The following is a 17,434-nucleotide window of genomic DNA, read 5'->3' on the forward strand; positions in this document are numbered from 1 at the left end:
TGCGTCGATGTCCGGCCCGTCCCGGTGCCGACAGCCCTGCGGCGCCGTTCGGAGGCCTCACGCGCCGCACCTGTCCGTGTACACATACGAACACTGTGCGTGCATACGAACGTTGTGCGAGGGATTTCCAACTGGCGCCGCTACACGTGCTGTTGCGTGCAGTGTGCCACGACCGTTCAGAGAGTCACACGGCACTCTGCAATTTTCAGAGTGACACTTGCCAAGTGTTCACGGCGGGGCGATAGTGGCAAGCGTGATTCCGCCCCCTGCGCCGTTAGGAACAGACGCCGCCGGTGACCGTGTCGGTCCCGGTCCGGCCGCCGGGGCGCGCCCCGAGACAGTCGCCGAGCGCCGGTTTCGATTCGAGCTGGCCGCGCACCCGGGTGCCGTGGCCCAGGCCCGGCGTGTGACCCGTACCCAGCTCACCGGCTGGGCCCTCTGCGAGGACACCTGCGACACGGCCGCCCTCGTCGTGTCCGAACTGGTGACCAACGCGATCGTGCACACCGCGAGCAGCCAGATCGTCTGCGAGCTGCACGACGGCGACGAACTGGTGCGGATAGCGGTACGGGACGAGGGCTGCGCTCCCGGCGAGCCGCACCCCTCGCCGCAGCGGCCCGAGGAGGAACACGGCCGGGGGCTGCTGCTCATAGAGTCCCTCTGCCGCTCCTGGGGTGCGCAGCCGGTCGGTCTGGGGCTCCTGGTGTGGGCGGACGTGCCGCGCGGCCTCCTCGCCGCCGCGGCCCCGGCGATCCCGCCGCAGACCGTCGCGGCCGACGCGCCCGACGCGGTCGCGGACAGGCCGCTCGGTGCGGACATGACGCTCGGCGCGGGCAACGGCGCGGACACGGCGGCCCGGTCCGATCTGGGCTGGGGTGCGAAGAAGCCACCGACGGAGGACCGGGACGGTGAGGCCGAGGCCTTCCGTCTCACCGGCGTCGAGAGCCACCGTGGCGGTGCCCCGGCCGGGTACCGCACGGGTTTCGAATGTCGTACGGAAGCCGGGGTCCGGCCGCAGGCCGGTCGGCGGGCGGGGGCCGAATGGGTGTGAGCGCGTCGATCGGTCCCCCTCGGCCCCCCGGTGGGGGCAGAGTGGCCCGCGTGGTGAGCCTCGACACCCTGACCCGACTGCGCCGCGCCCAGCGTTCCGCCGCGCCGCCCCGCCCCATTCCACTGCCCGAGGGCATGACCGCGCCCATGGGATGCGACGCGGTCGCCGTCCCGGCCCGCTTCGGCCCGATGGTCCTGCCCCGGCTGCCCCGCGTGGGCTGTGTCTACGCGGACCGCGCGCACTGGTGGTGGCTGGTGCCGGCCGACTCCGACTACGCGCTGGAGTGGCCGTCGCCCGTGCGCTACACCACCGGGGCGCTGGTCTCCGACGGTGCGGACACTCCCGGGCTCATCCTCAGGCCCGAAGGGACGATTCCCTATACGCCGCCGATACCGCTGTATCTGGCGTTGTGCCGGGTGACGGGGACGACGCCCACGTGGTCGCGCATGACCGCGTAGGGCTCCGCCGGTCGGGCCGTTCCTGGTAGGGGTTGCGCCCCTGTGCGCGTTCGGTTCAGGTGGGATCCGTCTCGTGTACGGCTGCCCGGTTGTGGGGCCTGGTCGCGCGGTTCCCCGCGCCCCTGAAGGAGCCTTCGGCCCTTCAGCGCGCGCCCCTTGCACCGTCGTGCGCCCTGGTCGGGAGCGGAAGGCGTCGGCATAGTGGCTCCCTGCGACGACTCGGGGGAGGCCGTGAGTGCGGAAGGCGCGTGATGGGGGCAAGCCGGAGACGTCCGAGTCGGAGACACTGCTCTTCGGAGGGCCGCTGCGGTACGACATGGGCTGGTCGCAGCACGCCGACGCCTTTCTCGAGCTGAACTTCCGCGCGATGGTGCGGCGGCTGCCGTCCCTGCTCGCGTCGAGCTTCCGGTTGGCCTGGCAGGCGGACCGGCGGGCCGCCCGCACCGTGCTGGCCGCCGAGACGGGCCGTGGCCTCGCCCAGGCGGTGAGCCTGCTCGCGGTGAACACGATCCTGGCCCGGCTGATGACGGACGGCACGGTCGAGGAGCGGCTGCGGGAAGCGGTCCCCGCCCTCGTCACCATCGCCGCCGTCACGCTGGTGGCCACGCTGCTGCGGGCCGCGTCGACGTACGCCACGGGCCGGCTGGAACCGAAGGTGGAGCGGGTCGCGACCGAGCTGTACCTGGAGCGGGCGGCGGCGGTGGAGCTGTCCGCGATCGAGGACGACGGCTTCCACAAGCTGCTGGACACCGCGAAGTACGGCGCCCAGTCGGCCCGCCGGATGATCAGCTACTCGGCGCGTGTGGTCAACGCGCTGATCTCGCTGATCGCCGCGGCCGGTGTGCTGACCGTGCTGCACCCGGCCCTGCTGCCGCTGCTCGTCACGATGACCCTGCCGAGCGCCTGGAGCTCCCTGACGATCGCCCGCCGCCGCTACACGTCGTTCCACGCCTGGGTGCAGCACGCCCGGGCGGGCTATCTGATCGGCTCGCTGCTGATCGAACCGGAGGCGGCCCCGGAAATCCGGGTGCACGGCGTCGGCCCGTTCCTGCTGCGCCACTTCCGCTCCATGTCGGAGACCGCGGAGGCCGAGCAGGCCCGCCTGGCCCGGCTGGCGGCCCGTACGGGCCTGTACGCGGCCCTCTGGACGGGGCTGGCCACCGTGGCGACGTACGCCACGCTGGGCGGTCTGCTGCTCGGCGGCGCCATGGCGCTGTCCGTCGCGGGTACGGCGGTGATCGCGATCCGCACCGGCTCAGCGAGCCTCGACACGCTGGTCCTGGAGGTGAACTCCCTGCACGAGGAGGCCCTGTTCGTGGGCGACATGCAGCGGCTGTACGTGGAGGCGGCCAAGCGCGCGATCCCGGAGGGCGGTGATCCGCTGCCCGAGGACCCGCAGGAGATCCGGGTGGAGAACGTGACCTTCGCCTACCCGGGCAAGGCCGGCCGGCCCGCGCTCAGCGACGTCACCCTGACCGTGCCGCTCGGCAAGATCGTGGCGCTCGTCGGGGAGAACGGCTCGGGCAAGACGACCCTGGTCAAGCTGCTCGCCGGGCTGTACACCCCGGACCAGGGCAAGATCATGTGGGACGGCGTGGACGCGGCGGGCGCCGACCGGCGGCAGCTCGCCGAGCGCATCGCGATGGTCGCGCAGGACTTCAAACGCTGGCCTTTCACGGCCCGCGTCAACATGGCGATCGGCCGCCCCGCCGCGCCGATGACCGAGGAGCGGCTCGCGGCGTCCGTCGCGGAGGCCGGGGCGCAGGACGTGATGGACGATCTGCCGCGCGGCCTGGACACGCTGCTGGGCAAGGGGTTCAGCGGCGGGCACGAACTGTCGGGCGGACAGTGGCAGCGCCTCGGCATCGCGCGGGCCGCGTACCGGCGCGGGCGCATCCTCATCGTGGACGAGCCGACCGCCGCCCTGGACGCACGCGCCGAGCTGGAGGTCTTCGAGAAGATCCGCGCCCTGGCGGGCACCGGTCAGACGGTCGTCCTGATCACCCACCGGCTGGCCTCGGTCCGCCACGCCGATCTCGTGCACGTCCTCGACCAGGGGCGCCTGGTGGAGTCCGGCACCCCGGACGAACTGCTGGCCACGGGCGGGGTGTACGCCGAGCTGTACTCGCTCCAGGCGGAGCAGTTCGCGGCACGGGTGCCGGCCGAGCGGACCGCCCCGGAGAGGGTTCCCGCACCGAAGGCGGGGTGACGGTCAGGCCGACGCGGTCGCGGCGGTCTCGGCGCCGCGCACGATGACCAGGAACATGTCCGTCGCGATGTCCATGACGACCTCGGCCTGCTGCCCCTCGAGGCGGGCCGCGTGCGCCAACTCCTCCGCCGGCCACGAGCCGCGCGGCCCACCGGCGGGAAAGCGCCCCAGCACCGTTCGCCCGTTCACCCTGCACCTCCATGTCACGCTGAACCCGCGAGCCCGTAGCCCGCGGCTAGTCAGCTCGTAGATTTAAACGCCAACCATGGGGTGAACGGCTCGCGAAGTGACGGTACTGAGACGTAGTTGACACGAGGTCAACGAAGGATCGTGAGGTACCTCTCAGAAACCACACATTCCGGTGACGCCGCGTGCCAACACTTGCACTATTTGTCACTCTCGAACGCGTCGTGCCCGGGGAGGGCGGCAAGCGGCGGCTATTCGGGCGGCCTGTCGTAGTCCTGGATCCTGCCGCCGTGGCCACGGTCGGTGAGCGCGGCCAGACGACCGGTCATCTCCCGCACCGTCGCCCGCACGTCGACGGTGAGCAGCTCCCGGTCGCGCATGAGGACGCGGCCGTCGACGATCGTGGTGGTCACGTCGGCGGACCGGGCGCTGTGCACGAGGGTGGCGGCGAGGTCGTGCACGGGCTGCGTGTGCGGGCCGCTGAGGTCGACCAGGACGATGTCGGCCCGCCGGCCGGGGGCGAGGCTGCCGATGCTCTCCCCCAGCCCCACGGCCCGGGCGCTCTGGAGCGTGGCGTGGTGCAGGGCCTGGCGGGAGGTCAGCCAGCGCGGGTCGCCCTCGGTGGACTTCTGCACGAGCGCGGTGAGGGCCATGGCCTCCCACACGTCGAGGGAGTTGTTGGAGGCGGCCCCGTCCGTGGCGAGCCCGACGGGGATCCCGATGCGGCGCAGGGCACGGATCGGGGTCGTGGGCCAGGCGAACTTGAGGTAGCCCCGGGGCGCGGTCGCGACGGCCACCGGTCCCGTCGCCCGCTCCAGGACCGGCAGATCGCGTTCGACGATTCCGGTGCCGTGCGCGATGAGGACGCCCTCGGGGACGCCGAGCAGTCCGGCGCGTTCCAGGACCTCGATGGGCGTGACGCCGTGCCGGGCCAGGCTGTTGTCGGTCTGGTCGCGGCTCTCCGCGGCGTGCAGGTGCACCGGGAGGCCGTGGTCGCGAGCGAGTGCGGCGGTCGCGGCGAGGTCGGCGTCGTCGACGGTGTAGGGGGCGTGCGGGGCGAGCGCGGTGGTGATGCGACCGCCGGCCGCGCCCCGGTGCCGCAGCGCGAACTCCAGTGACTTCTCGCGGCCTTCGGGCCCCTGCGAGGAGAAGAAGGCCTCCCCCAGATGCGCCCGCAGGCCGGTCTCCTCGACCACGGCGGCCACGGTGTCCATCGTGAAGTAGTGGTCGGCGAAGCAGGTCACGCCACCTCGGATCATCTCCGCGCACGCCAGCCGGGCCCCCAGCTCGACGTCCCGCGCCGTCAGGTTGGACTCGACGGGCCAGATGACGTCGTTGAACCACTCCTCCGCCGGCATGTCCTCCGCGATGCCGCGCAGTGCCACCATGGGCGCGTGCGTATGGCAGTTGACGAGCCCCGGCACAGCGACCTGGCCCCGTGCGTCGATGCGTTCCGCCGTGGCCACGGGGGCCGTCTCCTCCGCCGGTCCGATGCTCGCGATCACCCCCTCCCGTACGACGATCGCGGCGTCCTCGACGAACGCGATGCCCTCGTGCTCGTCGTGGACGAGGGCGGTGCAGCCGGTGATGACGAGATCGGCGGGAGACACGGCCGAGGGCGAGGCCGGGACCGAGGAGGGGGGTACGGAGGAGGGGGGTGAGGGCGGAGACGGCGTCATGACGTCACGGTACGACCGGGACCCGCTCGGGAGGGGGTGACTCGGGCATCCGACGGGCGGGATCCGGCCGCTTCGCGCGCACGACCGGGTCGGTCACTCCGACGCCGGGTCAGCGCCGTCACCCTCTCGTCCATGCCCCCGTCCGCCCGGTCACCCCGTCACGCCGTCCTCCCCGTCACGCCGTCACGCCGTCACGCCGTCACGCCCTGTCTCGGCAGGAGGTCGGTCACGTCCGGTGGGGCGGGGAGGCTGATGTCGGCGTGCCTGCGGTGGCGGGCGAGTTCGTCGAGAAGTGCGGTGAGCCGCTCGGTGTGGTGGCGGCCGAGCCGTCCCGTGTCGTCGAGGTGCACGGCGCAGGCGGTGGTGGTGTCGACCAGCCGTTCGAGCACGGCGGCGATCTCGTCGGTGCCCTCGGTGTGCCGGGCCAGGGCGGGCAGTTCGGCCCCGGAGAGGGCGATCGCGGCGCGGGCGCCGGCGAGCGAGCGGTAGGCCTCGCGGCGCAGGGTCCAGCGGGCGGCCCGCTCGTCGGCCTCGCCCGGCAGCGCGGCCCCGACGGACACGGTCACGCCGTTGGGCACGGTGACCCCGTGGGGCGTGGACGTCCCGCCCGACGGGGAGGCCCCGCCCCCTCCCGGGCCCGCGCCCGGCGTGCGCGCCTCGTGCAGGACGTGTGCGAGATAGGCGTGCGCCGCCGTGCCCGCTTCGGTGAGCCGGGCGCGTACGCCCCCGCCGCGCTGCCCCCTGGGCATCGGCAGGTGACCGACGATCAGGACGATGGCGCAGGCCAGCAGGGTCTCGGCGATACGGCTCCAGGAGGCCTGGGGATCGCCGCCGACCATGACGAGCGCGAGCACCAGCACGGTGACGACCGCGGTCTGGGCGGCGAAGTGCCGGGTGGCCACGGGGATCAGCGCGCCGCTGACCGCGACCAGCGCGATGAGCCCCTCCGGCCGGGGCAGGACCGCGGCGAACCCGGCGAAGAGCACGGCGCCGAACACGGTCCCGGCCGCCCGGCACAGCACCCGGGACACGAGCGGCCCGAGGTCGGGCTTGACCAGGAAGACGGCGGTGGCGGGCAGCCAGTACCAGTGCTGGTGGTGCAGCGCCTGGGCCACGGCCGCGGCGGCGCCGAAGGAGAGGGCGACCCGCAGCCCGTACTCGCGCCCGCCGGAGCCGAGGCCGAGCCGGACGAGCGAGCCGAGGGTACGGCGGCGGGTGTGCAGGTCGCGGGGGGCGCCGCCCCGGTCGAAGGCCTCGGCGGCGCGCAGGAGCGCGTCGTCGAGGGCGCGCAGCGCGGGCGCCGAGCGTGCGGGCGCGGGCAGCGGGCCGGTGCCGGTGTTGCCGCGTACGGCCGCCGCGAGCCGCCGGGGGCCTTCGGACGCGCGGCCGACGACGGCGTCCCCGGCCCAGGCCAGGGCGGTCGCCGCCTCGGCGAGCGGGAGGGCGGCCGTGTACTGGGCGTGCAGGCGCCGTTCGGCCGACGAGCTGGCGTAGCGCCGCAGCCGGGGTCCGGCGAGGGCGTCCTGAGCGTGGTCGAGGGCGGCGGTCAGCGCGGCCCGCCGGGCGATGGCGCCGGAGGTGCCGACGGCGTCCAGCAGCGCCGCGATCGCGTCGTACACGGCGGCGACGGCGTCCCGTTCGCCGTCGAAGCGGTAGTCGCCGGCGGTGAGGATCGCCGGGGTCGGCAGGGCCAGGCGCAGGGCGAGCAGCCATCCGGCGCCCGCCAGGTAGGCGAGCGCCCGCTGCCATCCCGGTTCGGGCAGCGGCATCCCGGCGCCGATGGCGGCGGCGACCAGCAGTTGGGTGCCCGCTCCGGAGGCCACGGGCCCGACCGCGCTCATCGCGCCGGCGAGCAGCCCCAGCGCGGTGAGCAGCAGGGTGAGGACGACGGCTCCGGCGTACTGTCCGGCGTATGTCCCGACGAGGAGCCCCACGGCTCCGGCGAGCGCGGGCGCTCCGAGCCGTTGCACGGCGACGCGCCTGCTGCCGGGGCGGTCGTTGATTCCGGCGAGCATGGCGCCGAGTGCGGCGACGACCCCGACGGTGGGGTGCCCCGACACCACGGCGACCAGCAGCAACGACCCACCGGCCAACGCCCCGCGCAGCACCGCGTTCCAGGGCACCGGCCCCCGCTGCGCACGCAGAGCATGGGCAAGCCAGGGCGGCAGGGAGAGGACGGCGCGGCGGGACACAGGGCTCCTGTCGTCGGGTGAGGGCGGGGGTGTGCCTTCGGGCGACGGTGGCCGGGGCGTTGGCGGTGTGCGGATGCGTATGCGGGTGCGGGTGCGCATGCGCGTACGGGTTCGTGTACGTGTGTGCGCGGCTTGTGCGTGCACTCCACCGTAGGTCGCGGACTTGGAGGATATGGGACGCTCGCATTACCGCGATGTGACGATCTCTGTAGAGGCCATGTTCTTTATGAACGCAATAAGGTGGACCCGGGGGCGTAGCCGGCCCCCGGGCCCTGATATGCCGCCACTTGGGCACGCCGCCACGGTTGAGAACCCAGGTCAGTCATCATGTCGCCGCGTCCTGCCTTTGGACCACCACGCATCGAGCTGCGCGGGCTGGACTTGAACCAGCATTTCGACGTCCGGGGCCTGAGTCCGGTCGTTGCGGCGATCGGCGGCGAATACTGAGTCTGGAGCAATAGTCTGAGATTGATCACGGCCCGTCCCTGAGTTTCTGGGCGGGTACGGACCGCTCCGTCACGACAAGCCTCAGCTTCAGCTTGCGCTCCTCGCGCACCCCGCCCGGCTCACAGGCCGACCGGGGAGTTCATGGGGCCACCGAACTGCACGAACAGGTTGCCCTATCCGAACAGGTAGCCGAAGACGGCGTCACCGACCCGCTGGTCGACGACGTCCACGCCGTTCGCTTCCTCCCGTGCGAACTTCACGGCCTGCTGCAACTTCTCGACGCGGTCGAGGATTTCGTTGACGCGTCGGGCGGGCAGGGCCCCGGAGAACTTCACGGTCGTCCAGTAGCCGACCGGAATGTCCTCGTAGTACACCTCGACCTGGGCGGGGTGCTTGTCGGTCGCCTCGGCCTTCACATGGTTGCGCGGCACCTTCTTCGTCCGCACCGTCCGCACGGCCTCGGTCTTCCAGGCGTCGGTGGACGGATCCTGCGCCCACGCCTCGGAGGCGTCGAGCACGGGCAACTTCCGCACCAGCGTGTTGATCTCCCCGAGCTGTTTCTCCAGGAAGAGCAGATAGGCCACCGGAACGTCGGCGACGAGCACCCGTCCGTCGACCTGTACATCCGCCCGCGCGGTGCAATTGGCCCAGTCCTTGGTGGCGGTCACGTCGAACAGTCGCGTGAGAACTCCCGCCGTCTCCCGCAACACGTCCTCCGCGCGCACCTGAACCCGGGTCGACTCGGGCGGCAACTGCTCGCCCTCCTCGTCCTTCGGCTGATAGGTACGCGCGATACCGGCCAGCAAAGCCGGCTTCTGCAGCCCGTGATGAGCGGCCGTCAGGTCCTGCTGGGACTTGGCCTTGACGCCCTTCTCCACTGCGATGATCTGATTGAGTTTCGCCACGCGGAGGACGGTAACAGCGAAACTCCCTCCCTTTCGAAGGATTATTTCGGGGCACTATGCGGAAGGGCGGGAGGCCGTCGGGTCCGCGGGGGCACGTCTCCTCGCGGCGGAGGGGCCCCGCTGGAATTCGGATGCGGAGGGAGAGCGGAGCGCGCATCATCGACGGGTGTCTTCAGCGATGATCCGGCGCACCAACGTGCCCAGCCTCTTCTCACCGCCCGTCTACGCGCACGCGTCCGTCGTCGAGGCCGGGACGAAGCTCGCCTTCCTCGCCGGTTCCGTCCCGCTGGACGCCGACGGGAAACTCGTCGGGGAGGGCGATCCGGTGCGGCAGGCCGAGCAGGTGCTGGCCAATCTCGGGGAGCAACTACGGGCGGTGGGCAGCGACTTCGCGCATGTCGCCTACACCGATGTGTACGTCGTCAGCAGTGAGCCGGCCGTCCTCTCCGCCGTCTGGAACGTCGTCGAGGCGTCCGGCCTGAGCATCGGCCCCCACTCCTCCACCCTCCTCGGCGTCGCCTGCCTCGGCTACACGGGCCAGCTGGTGGAGATCACGGCGACGGCGGTGGTCCCGTAGGAGCGTTGGTCCTATAAGACCGCAGCCCGCACGCCCTCTACCGCGCCCCGTTCCCCCACGTCCTCCCCTTCGGCAGCGGCTTCGCGTAGCTCCCCACTCGGCTGGTGGTCAGCCGCAGTGCCACCAGTGACTCGGCGAGTTTCACGGCCGCTCCGACCCCGTCGACGACCGGCACCCCCAGCTTCTCCCCCACCGTGCGCTGCAGCCCGGTCATCCCGGCGCACCCCAGGACCAGTACCTCGGCCCCGGCCTCGCGGGCGCGCCGACCGGCCGCGAGGAAGGCCCGGGTGGTGCGGTCGGTGTCGGCGAGGTCGAGGACGCCGAGCCCGGTGCCGACGATCGCGGCGCAGTTGCGGCCCACGCCGGCGGCGTCCAGGCTGTCCTCGATCTGCCCGCAGGTGCGGTCCAGGGTGGTCACCACCCCGTAGCGCCGTCCGAGCAGGCAGGCGAGGTGGGCGGCGGCCTCGGTGATGTCGACGACGGGGACGTCCAGCAGTTCCCGCGCGCCCTCGCGCCCGTGTTCCCCGAAGCCGGCCATGACGACGGCGTCGTACGGTTCCTCGTAGGTCCGCAGGGTGTCGAGGACGGCGGCGGCGGAGAGGTAGCTGTCGAGCCAGCCCTCCGCGGACTCGGGGCCCCAGGCGGGGGTCAGTCCGGTCACGGTGGTGCCCGGGCCTGCTGCGGCCCGGGCACCTCGCACGATCTCCTCGGTCATTCCCTGCGTCGTGTTGCAGTTCGTGACGACGATGCGCACGCTCAGCCCTCCACGGCGGGGGTCGAGGCGACCGAGGGAGTCCCGGGGGAAGCCGTCGAGGAGGACCCCGCGGCCCGCTCGTCCCGGCACAGCACCGCGTACAGCCCGGCGGCAAGCGCCGTGCCGATGAACCAGGAGTACGGGGCGACCTCGCTGAAGGTGGTGACCAGGGCGAGCACCGCCGAGACCGCGGCAGCCGGCAGGAACGCCCACAGGGCCTTGGGGTTGACGCCCTTGCGGTAGTAGTAGCGGGAGCCGGGCTCGGCGCTGAAGAGCTCGTCGACGTCTATGCGGCCGCGCTTGACCCAGAAGTAGTCGAGCATGATCACACCGAACAGCGGGCCGAGGAAGGCGCCCAGGCCGCCGAGGAAGTACTGCACCACGGTGGGGTTGGAGAAGAGGTTCCACGGGGTGACGACCAGCGCCGCGACGGTGCTGATCATGCCGCCGACCTTGAAGGTGATCTTCTGCGGCCAGACGTTGGCGAGGTCGTACGCCGGTGAGACGAAGTTGGCGACGATGTTGACGCCCATGGTGGCGATGGCGAAGGTCAGGGCGCCCAGGACGAGGACCCAGGTGTTGCCGACCTTGGCGACGAGTTCGGCCGGGTCGGTGATCGCCTCGCCGAACACCTCCAGCGAACCGGCCGTGACGATGACGGACACGACCACGAAGGCGGTCGAGTTGATCGGCAGCCCCCAGAAGTTTCCGCGCTTGACCGTCCGGTAGTCGGGGGCGAAGCGGGAGAAGTCGCAGAAGTTGAGCATCAGCGTGCCGTAGGTGGCGAGGACCAGCCCGATCGCGCCGAACCACTGCCGCCACTGCTCGCCGACGGAGACCGGGTTCGGGGTGGAGGTGAGGGAGATGGTCCAGTCGGCCTTGGCGAGGACCCAGACCGCCAGCGCGATCATGACGATCCAGATCGCCGGGCCGCAGAAGTCCTGGAACTTGCGGACCGACTCCATGCCCTGGCTGATGATCAGCGCCTGGATGAGCCACAGGGCGACGAAGCTGCACCAGCCGAGCTGGTGCAGGCCCAGGAAGGAGTTGTGCGTCCAGGACTCCAGGCCCGGCCAGGCGGCCAGCAGCATGACGTTGACCGCTACGGACGCGAGGTAGGTCTGGATGCCGTACCACATGATGGCGATCACGGCCCGGATGAGGGCCGGGATGTTGGCGCCCCAGACGCCGAAGCTGATGCGGCTGACCACGGGGAACGGCACGCCGTGGCGCTGTCCGATCTTCCCCATCCAGTTCATCCCGATGTAGATGATCACGAAGCCGACGAGCAGCGACGTGAACACCTGCCAGACGTTCATGCCGAGGACGAGCAGGCCCGCGGCGAACGTGTAGTTGCCGAGGTTGTGGACGTCGGACATCCACAGGGCGAAGAGGTCGAAGACCTTCCAGTTCCGCTTCTTGGCGGGTGCGAGGTCTTCGTTGGTGAGGCGGGGGTCGGGGACGAACGCTGTGGTGCCGGTGGCTTCGACACTGTCGGCGAGGGACACGGGGCCTCCAGGAGCGAGAGGAGACGAGCGTAGGTGGTGGGGACGGGTGCGGCTCCGGCGTGCGGGAACGGGGGAGCACCACGAGCTGTTTGGTATACCAAACTGCGCCCATAGTGCTCCCGTCAACCGTTCTGACCGATGTCGCTGTCGTTAACGCCCCGTAAAACACCCCTCGCGTCGGCGAAGATTGCTCCATGAGCTCCCTGGCTCCGGAAGGAGCGAAGATCGAACCCCTGGGTGCGGTGCGCGAGCGCGTCCTCGGCACCCTGCGGCAGGACATCATCGCGGGACGCCTCCGTCCGGGCGACCGGCTCGTCGAGCGCGAGCTGGCCGACCGCTTCGGGGTCTCCCGGGTCCCGGTCCGCGAGGCGATCCGCGCGCTGGTCGCCGAGGGCTTCGTCCACTTCGAGACCCCGCGCCGTACGGTCGTCCGCCGCCTCACCCCGGCGGACGTGGCGGAGCTCTTCGAGCTGCGCGAGGCGCTGGAGGTGTACGCGGCCGGGCTCGCCGCCTCCCGCGCCACGCCGGAGTCACTCGCCGAGCTGTCGGCCCTGCTCGACCGGGCCGCGGAGGCGACCCGCGCCGGGGACGCCGAGACGATCACCGACATCAACACGCGTTTCCACGACCGCGTCCTCGCCATGGCCGGCAACAGCCTGCTCGCCTCCGTCATGGAGCCGGTCGACGGCCGACTGCGCTGGCTGACCCGCCAGAACACCGAGTGGCCCCAACTCCTCACGGAACACCGTGAGTTGTACGACGCCATCGCCTCGGGCGACCCGGACCGCGCCCGCGCACACGCCCTCACCCACGTCCGAACCAACTACCGATCGACCGTGCGCCACCTCTTCGGCGAGACCGGGGATGACGACGAAAACAGGGAGGGCGGCACAAACGGAAAGGGCGGAGGGCCCTAGGAGGACGGCGGGACCGGACTCTCGCGCCCTGACCTCGAGGGCGGCCGGACCTAGGAGAACGGCGGACCGGACACGACGGCCGGACCTAGAAGACGGCCGGACCGGACACGACGCCCGGACCTAAGAGGACGGTCGGACCTCGGAGGGCGGCCGGGGCCTGGGAGGACGGCCTGGGAGGGCGGCGGGCCGGACAGGACGGCCGAGCCGTGCGGGCCCTGAACCCCCGACCGGCCGGGCCGGCAGGCCGTGAGGCCCGGTGGGCGTGAGCGCCAGCGGGCGTGAGCCCCGGTGGGCGTGAGCGCCAGCGGGCGTGAGCCCCGGTGGGCGTGAGCACCGGCGGGCGTCAGCCCCGGCGGGCGTCAGCCCCGGCGGGCGTCAGCCCCGGCAGCCGTCAGCCCCGGCGGGCGTCAGCCCCGGCAGCCGTCAGCCCCGGCGGGCGTCAGCCCCGGCGGGCGTGAGCCCCGGCGGGCGTGAGCCCCGGCGGGCGTGAGCCCCGGCGGGCGTGAGCCCCGGCGGGCGTGAGCCCCGGCGGGCGTGAGCCCCGGCGGGCGTGAGCCCCGGTGGGCGTGAGCCCCGGCGGGCCGTGGGATTCACCGGCCTCTTCTCCCGCTGCCGCTGAAGCTCGACGGCGCCTCGCCGGACCGTGGCGTCCGCGCCCCCGCCCCTCTCGGCGGCCCGTGTCGCCTCTGGCGGGCGGTGCGGCCTCAGCCGTTGCCGGCGTACCCGTCCGTCGCCGCCACCAGTGCCTCCGTCATGTCCGGTGCGCCCGCGTCGTGTCCCACGTCGTCGACGAGGATCAACTCGCTGCCGGGCCAGGCGTGGTGGAGGCGCCAGACGATACCGAGGAGGTTGCCGGGATCGAGGCTGCCCTGGACGAGCGTGCCCGGGATGCCCTTGAGCAGCGGCGCGTCACGCAGGACCGCCCCGTCCGTGTGGCCGTCGCCGTCGCCGCCGAGGAAGTGGCCGTTGCCCCAGTAGTGGGTGACGGTACGGGCGAACCCGTAGCGGAAGACCGGGTCCTCGTAGCGCGGCACCGAGCGGGGCGGCTGCGCCGCGATGGCCGTCTCCCAGTCCGTCCAGGCCCGCGCGGCCCGCGCCCGCACCGCCTCGTCGGGCGACTCGAGCAACCGGTTGTAGGCGGCCGGCAGATTCCCGTCCCGCTCCCCCTCGGGCAGCTCGGCCACGAACCGTTCGAACGCCTCCGGGAAGAACTGCCCGAGTCCCCGGGTCAGCAGGGCGACTTCGGCGTCGGACCCGGTGGCGACACCGGTGAGGACCAGCTCCGTCACGGCCTCCGGATGCGTCTGCGCGTACCGCAGACCGAGCGCCGACCCCCACGACACCCCCCACACCAGCCACCGCCCGATCCCGAGGTGCCGCCGCAACAGCTCCAGATCGGCGATCAGCCGCTCCGTCGTGTTGACGCTCATGTCGGTCTCGTACGCGCTCGCCGGCGGCGTCGACCGTCCGCAGCCCCGCTGGTCGAGCAGCACGATCCGGTACGCCTCGGGGTCGAAGAGCCGGGGGAACCAGGCGTTGGCGTGCGAACCCGGCCCGCCGTGCAGCACGACGGCGGGCTTGCCCCGCGGATTCCCGCAGACCTCCCAGTACACGCGGTTGCCGTCCCCGACGTCGAGCAGGCCGTGGTCGTACGGTTCGATCTCCGGATAGAGGGGCATTGCGCGACCCTAACCGGCGTACGACGAGGTCCGCAGCCGGTTTTCCGCCGGGCCGCCGCGTGCTTCTCCCCTCGGCTACGACACGACCGCCAGCCCTGCCGACCTCGCCGCCGTACGCAGGACGTCGCGCAGCATGGCGGGGGTCAAGCGGCCGGTGAAGGTGTTGCGCTGGCTGACGTGGAAGCAACCGAAGAGGTCGAGACCGTCCAGCGGGACCCGGGTGCCGTGGGCGAAGACGGGCCGGGGCCGGGGCACGTCCCAACCGGCCTCGGCGAGCGCGGGCAGCGCGGCCTGCCAGCCGAAGCCGCCGAGCACGACCACGGCCCGCAACGTCGGCCGCAGCAGCTCCAACTCCCGCACCAGCCAGGGCCGACAGGTGTTCCGCTCCTCGGGCGTCGGCTTGTTGGCGGGCGGCGCGCAGTGCACGGGGGAGGTGATCCGCACGCCGTGCAGCTCCAGCCCGTCGTCCATGGCGACCGCCGTGGCACGCGAGGCCAGGCCCACGTCGTGCAGCGCCGCGTAGAGCACGTCGCCCGAGCGGTCGCCGGTGAACATCCGTCCCGTCCTGTTCGCCCCGTGCGCGGCGGGCGCGAGCCCGACGATCAGCAGCGCGGCGTCGGGCGGACCGAAGCCCGGTACGGGCCGCCCCCAGTACTCCTGGTCGGCGAACGCGGCCCGCCGGGTGCGCGCGACCTCCTCCCGCCACTCGACGAGCCGGGGGCAGGCCCGGCACCCGGTGATCCGCTGGTCCAGCGCGGCGAGACCGGTGCCCTCACCGACGCCTCGACCGCCGCCGCTGTCGGCCACCACCCCGTCACCACCGCTGCCGCCGCCGTCCATGTCTCCACGGTACGTCCGGTGATCGCCTGCCCCGTGGGGCGGCCGGGGAGCTAAGGTCGAGGCATGGCTTCTGAAGGTAGGCAGGAGCGGGCGGGCGATCCGGCCGCGACGGACGGGGGCTCCGACGGATCGGCGGCGACGTCCGCCGTGGCGGCCCGACCGGCGAGCGGCGAGAGCGTGCGCATCGACAGCTGGATCTGGTCCGTGCGCCTGGTCAAGACCCGTTCGATGGGCGCCACCGCCTGCCGTGGCGGCCACGTCCATGTCAACGGCGAACGCGTCAAGCCCGCCTACGCGGTGCGCGTCGGCGACGAGGTGCGACTGCGCCAGGCCGGCGGCCACGAGCGGATCGTGATCGTGAAGCGTCTGATCCGCAAGCGGGTCGGCGCGCCCGTCGCCGCCGAGTGCTACGTCGACAACTCGCCGCCGCCCCCGCCCCGCGAGGCCGTCGCCCCCGCCGGCATCCGTGACCGGGGCACCGGTCGCCCCACCAAGCGCGACCGACGGGACATGGAGCGCCTGCGAGGCCTGGCCGAGGCGGCGAACGCCGACCGGCACCGCGGCCCCACCTGACCCCACCCGCCCGCGCGGCCCCGAGCCGCCCTCGCCCGTCACCACGCCCTGCCCTGCCCGACCGCGACGGTCACGCCCGGCGGCCGTGTGCGAGCTTCGTCAGCCCGGCCGCGTCCTGCCGCCGCACCCAGGCGATCAGGGCGAGCGGAACGATCAGGATGAGCGGTGTGGCCGCGTACTCCCCGTCGAAGGCGGTGATCTGCGTGATGAACGCCCCCACCATCAGCGCGCCCAGCGACACGGCCGCGACCGGGGCCAGCACGGGGATCAACAGCCCGACGGCGCCCGCCAGTTCGAGCACCCCGATGGTGTACATCCCCGCGCTGCCCCAGCCGAGCGTGTCGAAGGACTCGACGGCCGACGGGTGGGCGATCAGCTTGGGCAGAGCGCTCGCGAGCCCGTAGAACAGCGCGAGCACGATCTGCAGCGCGCGCAGCGAGATGCGCGCGCCCTTGCCGCGCGCGGTGGCCTCGGTACGGACGACGGGAGCGGTGGTCTCGGACATGGGATCTCCTCCGGGAAGCGGTTCCGTGTTCGCTGTCACGGAGGTAGACCGGGCCACTCCCCCGAACTCATCGCCGCTCGCCCGAACTCATCGCCACTTCCGCGAACTCATGGCCGCCCGCCAGGAGTTCACGCCTCGATCCGCGCCCCGGCCGGGCCGCTCACCCCGACGGCACCACCTTCACCCAGATCCGGTCCTCCGTCAGATACCGGTCCACCCTCAGCCCCGCCTCGGCCAGCGCCTCCTCGAACTGCTCCTTGGTCATGGGGCGTGAGCGGAACGTCTGAGTCCATTCGCCGTCCGGGAAGAAGTACTCCGCGGTCACCGAGTGGACCCCGTCGCCGATCGGTTCGGTCGAGGCTATGCGGATGGTGAAGCCTCGGGGGTCGACCCGTTCCCTGGGGACGTTGCTGTGGTAGTCCTCCCCCTCGCGCTGGATCAGGATGAAGCCGTCGTCCGCGAGATGGCGCGCACACGTCGCGAGCATTTTCCGCCGCACCTCGGGGTCCCCGGTGTGGACGAGGAAGGAGGCGAGCAGCACCACGTCGAACGTCTCGTCCAGATCGAGGTCCTCGATCGAGGCGTGGATCGTGCGGGCGCCGCGCACCCGCTCCAGCATCTCCGCCGACTCGTCGACGGCCGTGACGGTGTAACCCCGTTCGATCAGGGGGTGGGTCATCCGGCCCACTCCACAGCCCAGTTCGAGGATGCGCGCGCCCGCGGGTGCGACGCCCGCGATCACCTCCGGTTCGTCCCCCACCGGCAGTCGCGTGTACAGCTCGACCGCGCAGCCGTCCGGGGTGATCGCGCCGGACCCGGTCCCCTTGTATCCCTCACGCATCTGAATGCCCATGTCCGTCCAACGGCCGGGCCGACAGGGGCCGTTCCCCTCACCCCTCACCCGATCAGGTGAATCAGCGTGTCCTCGGCGTCCCGGTTCCGGCGGACCGCGCG

General features: G+C 72.5%; 16 protein-coding genes. 6 read left to right on the forward strand and 10 right to left on the reverse strand.

Features of this window, described 5'->3' with window-relative positions:
- Positions 1-253 precede the first annotated feature (253 nt).
- From L3078_RS11655 to L3078_RS11665, 3 genes are all read left to right on the forward strand, one after another.
- A complete protein-coding gene (locus tag L3078_RS11655) occupies positions 254-1,051 on the forward strand; it encodes an ATP-binding protein (protein WP_239753369.1) in 798 nt (265 codons plus the stop codon).
- A complete protein-coding gene (locus L3078_RS11660; protein WP_239753370.1) occupies positions 1,042-1,509 on the forward strand; it encodes a hypothetical protein in 468 nt (155 codons plus the stop codon). Before L3078_RS11655 ends, L3078_RS11660 begins: the two co-directional genes overlap by 10 nt.
- 235 nt (positions 1,510-1,744) lie before the next feature.
- The gene (locus tag L3078_RS11665; RefSeq protein ID WP_239753371.1) at positions 1,745-3,718 is read left to right on the forward strand and encodes an ABC transporter ATP-binding protein; all 1,974 of its coding nucleotides are present in this window, start codon (positions 1,745-1,747) and stop codon (positions 3,716-3,718) included.
- A 3-nt stretch (positions 3,719-3,721) separates the two neighbouring features.
- Here the strand turns inward: L3078_RS11665 and L3078_RS11670 are convergent, their stop codons facing one another.
- From L3078_RS11670 to L3078_RS11685, 4 genes are all read right to left on the reverse strand, one after another.
- On the reverse strand, positions 3,722-3,907 hold the full coding sequence (locus L3078_RS11670) for a hypothetical protein (protein WP_045555207.1): 186 nt from the start codon (positions 3,905-3,907) through the stop codon (positions 3,722-3,724).
- Between the two features lie 248 nt (positions 3,908-4,155).
- Positions 4,156-5,583 carry an amidohydrolase gene (locus L3078_RS11675; protein ID WP_239753372.1) on the reverse strand — a complete coding sequence of 476 codons (1,428 nt, stop codon included), beginning with the start codon at positions 5,581-5,583 and terminating at the stop codon, positions 4,156-4,158.
- Between the two features lie 191 nt (positions 5,584-5,774).
- The gene (locus L3078_RS11680; RefSeq protein WP_239753373.1) at positions 5,775-7,775 is read right to left on the reverse strand and encodes an FUSC family protein; all 2,001 of its coding nucleotides are present in this window, start codon (positions 7,773-7,775) and stop codon (positions 5,775-5,777) included.
- Positions 7,776-8,395: 620 nt separating this feature from the next.
- Positions 8,396-9,127: a DUF7873 family protein gene (locus tag L3078_RS11685; protein ID WP_239753374.1), complete on the reverse strand. Its 732-nt coding sequence runs from the start codon at positions 9,125-9,127 to the stop codon at positions 8,396-8,398.
- 178 nt (positions 9,128-9,305) lie between these two features.
- On the opposite strand from L3078_RS11685, the gene L3078_RS11690 reads away from it, so the two are divergent.
- Positions 9,306-9,704, forward strand: a complete 399-nt coding sequence (locus tag L3078_RS11690) for a RidA family protein (protein WP_239760283.1) — start codon at positions 9,306-9,308, stop codon at positions 9,702-9,704.
- A 37-nt stretch (positions 9,705-9,741) separates the two neighbouring features.
- Here L3078_RS11690 and L3078_RS11695 read toward each other — a convergent pair whose 3' ends face one another.
- Positions 9,742-10,458: an aspartate/glutamate racemase family protein gene (locus L3078_RS11695; RefSeq protein WP_239753375.1), complete on the reverse strand. Its 717-nt coding sequence runs from the start codon at positions 10,456-10,458 to the stop codon at positions 9,742-9,744.
- A 2-nt stretch (positions 10,459-10,460) separates the two neighbouring features.
- Entirely contained in the window at positions 10,461-11,966 is a 1,506-nt protein-coding gene (locus L3078_RS11700) for an NCS1 family nucleobase:cation symporter-1 (protein WP_239753376.1), read from the reverse strand.
- Between the two features lie 194 nt (positions 11,967-12,160).
- Here L3078_RS11700 and L3078_RS11705 point away from each other — a divergent pair, with 194 nt between their 5' ends.
- On the forward strand, positions 12,161-12,883 hold the full coding sequence (locus L3078_RS11705; RefSeq protein WP_239753377.1) for a GntR family transcriptional regulator: 723 nt from the start codon (positions 12,161-12,163) through the stop codon (positions 12,881-12,883).
- A gap of 704 nt (positions 12,884-13,587) precedes the next feature.
- Here the strand turns inward: L3078_RS11705 and pip are convergent.
- Complete coding sequence (gene pip / locus L3078_RS11710; protein WP_239753378.1) at positions 13,588-14,562, reverse strand: prolyl aminopeptidase; 975 nt, start codon at positions 14,560-14,562, stop codon at positions 13,588-13,590.
- Positions 14,563-14,637: 75 nt separating this feature from the next.
- The gene (locus L3078_RS11715; RefSeq protein WP_239753379.1) at positions 14,638-15,402 is read right to left on the reverse strand and encodes a uracil-DNA glycosylase; all 765 of its coding nucleotides are present in this window, start codon (positions 15,400-15,402) and stop codon (positions 14,638-14,640) included.
- A gap of 63 nt (positions 15,403-15,465) precedes the next feature.
- Here L3078_RS11715 and L3078_RS11720 point away from each other — a divergent pair, with 63 nt between their 5' ends.
- A complete protein-coding gene (locus L3078_RS11720; protein ID WP_239753380.1) occupies positions 15,466-15,975 on the forward strand; it encodes an RNA-binding S4 domain-containing protein in 510 nt (169 codons plus the stop codon).
- A 70-nt stretch (positions 15,976-16,045) separates the two neighbouring features.
- On the opposite strand, the gene L3078_RS11725 is transcribed toward L3078_RS11720, so the two are convergent.
- The gene (locus tag L3078_RS11725) at positions 16,046-16,480 is read right to left on the reverse strand and encodes a DoxX family protein (RefSeq protein ID WP_239753381.1); all 435 of its coding nucleotides are present in this window, start codon (positions 16,478-16,480) and stop codon (positions 16,046-16,048) included.
- Between the two features lie 160 nt (positions 16,481-16,640).
- Positions 16,641-17,321, reverse strand: a complete 681-nt coding sequence (locus L3078_RS11730; protein ID WP_239753382.1) for a class I SAM-dependent methyltransferase — start codon at positions 17,319-17,321, stop codon at positions 16,641-16,643.
- Positions 17,322-17,434: the final 113 nt, after the last annotated feature.

The organism is Streptomyces deccanensis (assembly GCF_022385335.1).
Classification (GTDB): Bacteria; Actinomycetota; Actinomycetes; order Streptomycetales; family Streptomycetaceae; genus Streptomyces; species Streptomyces deccanensis.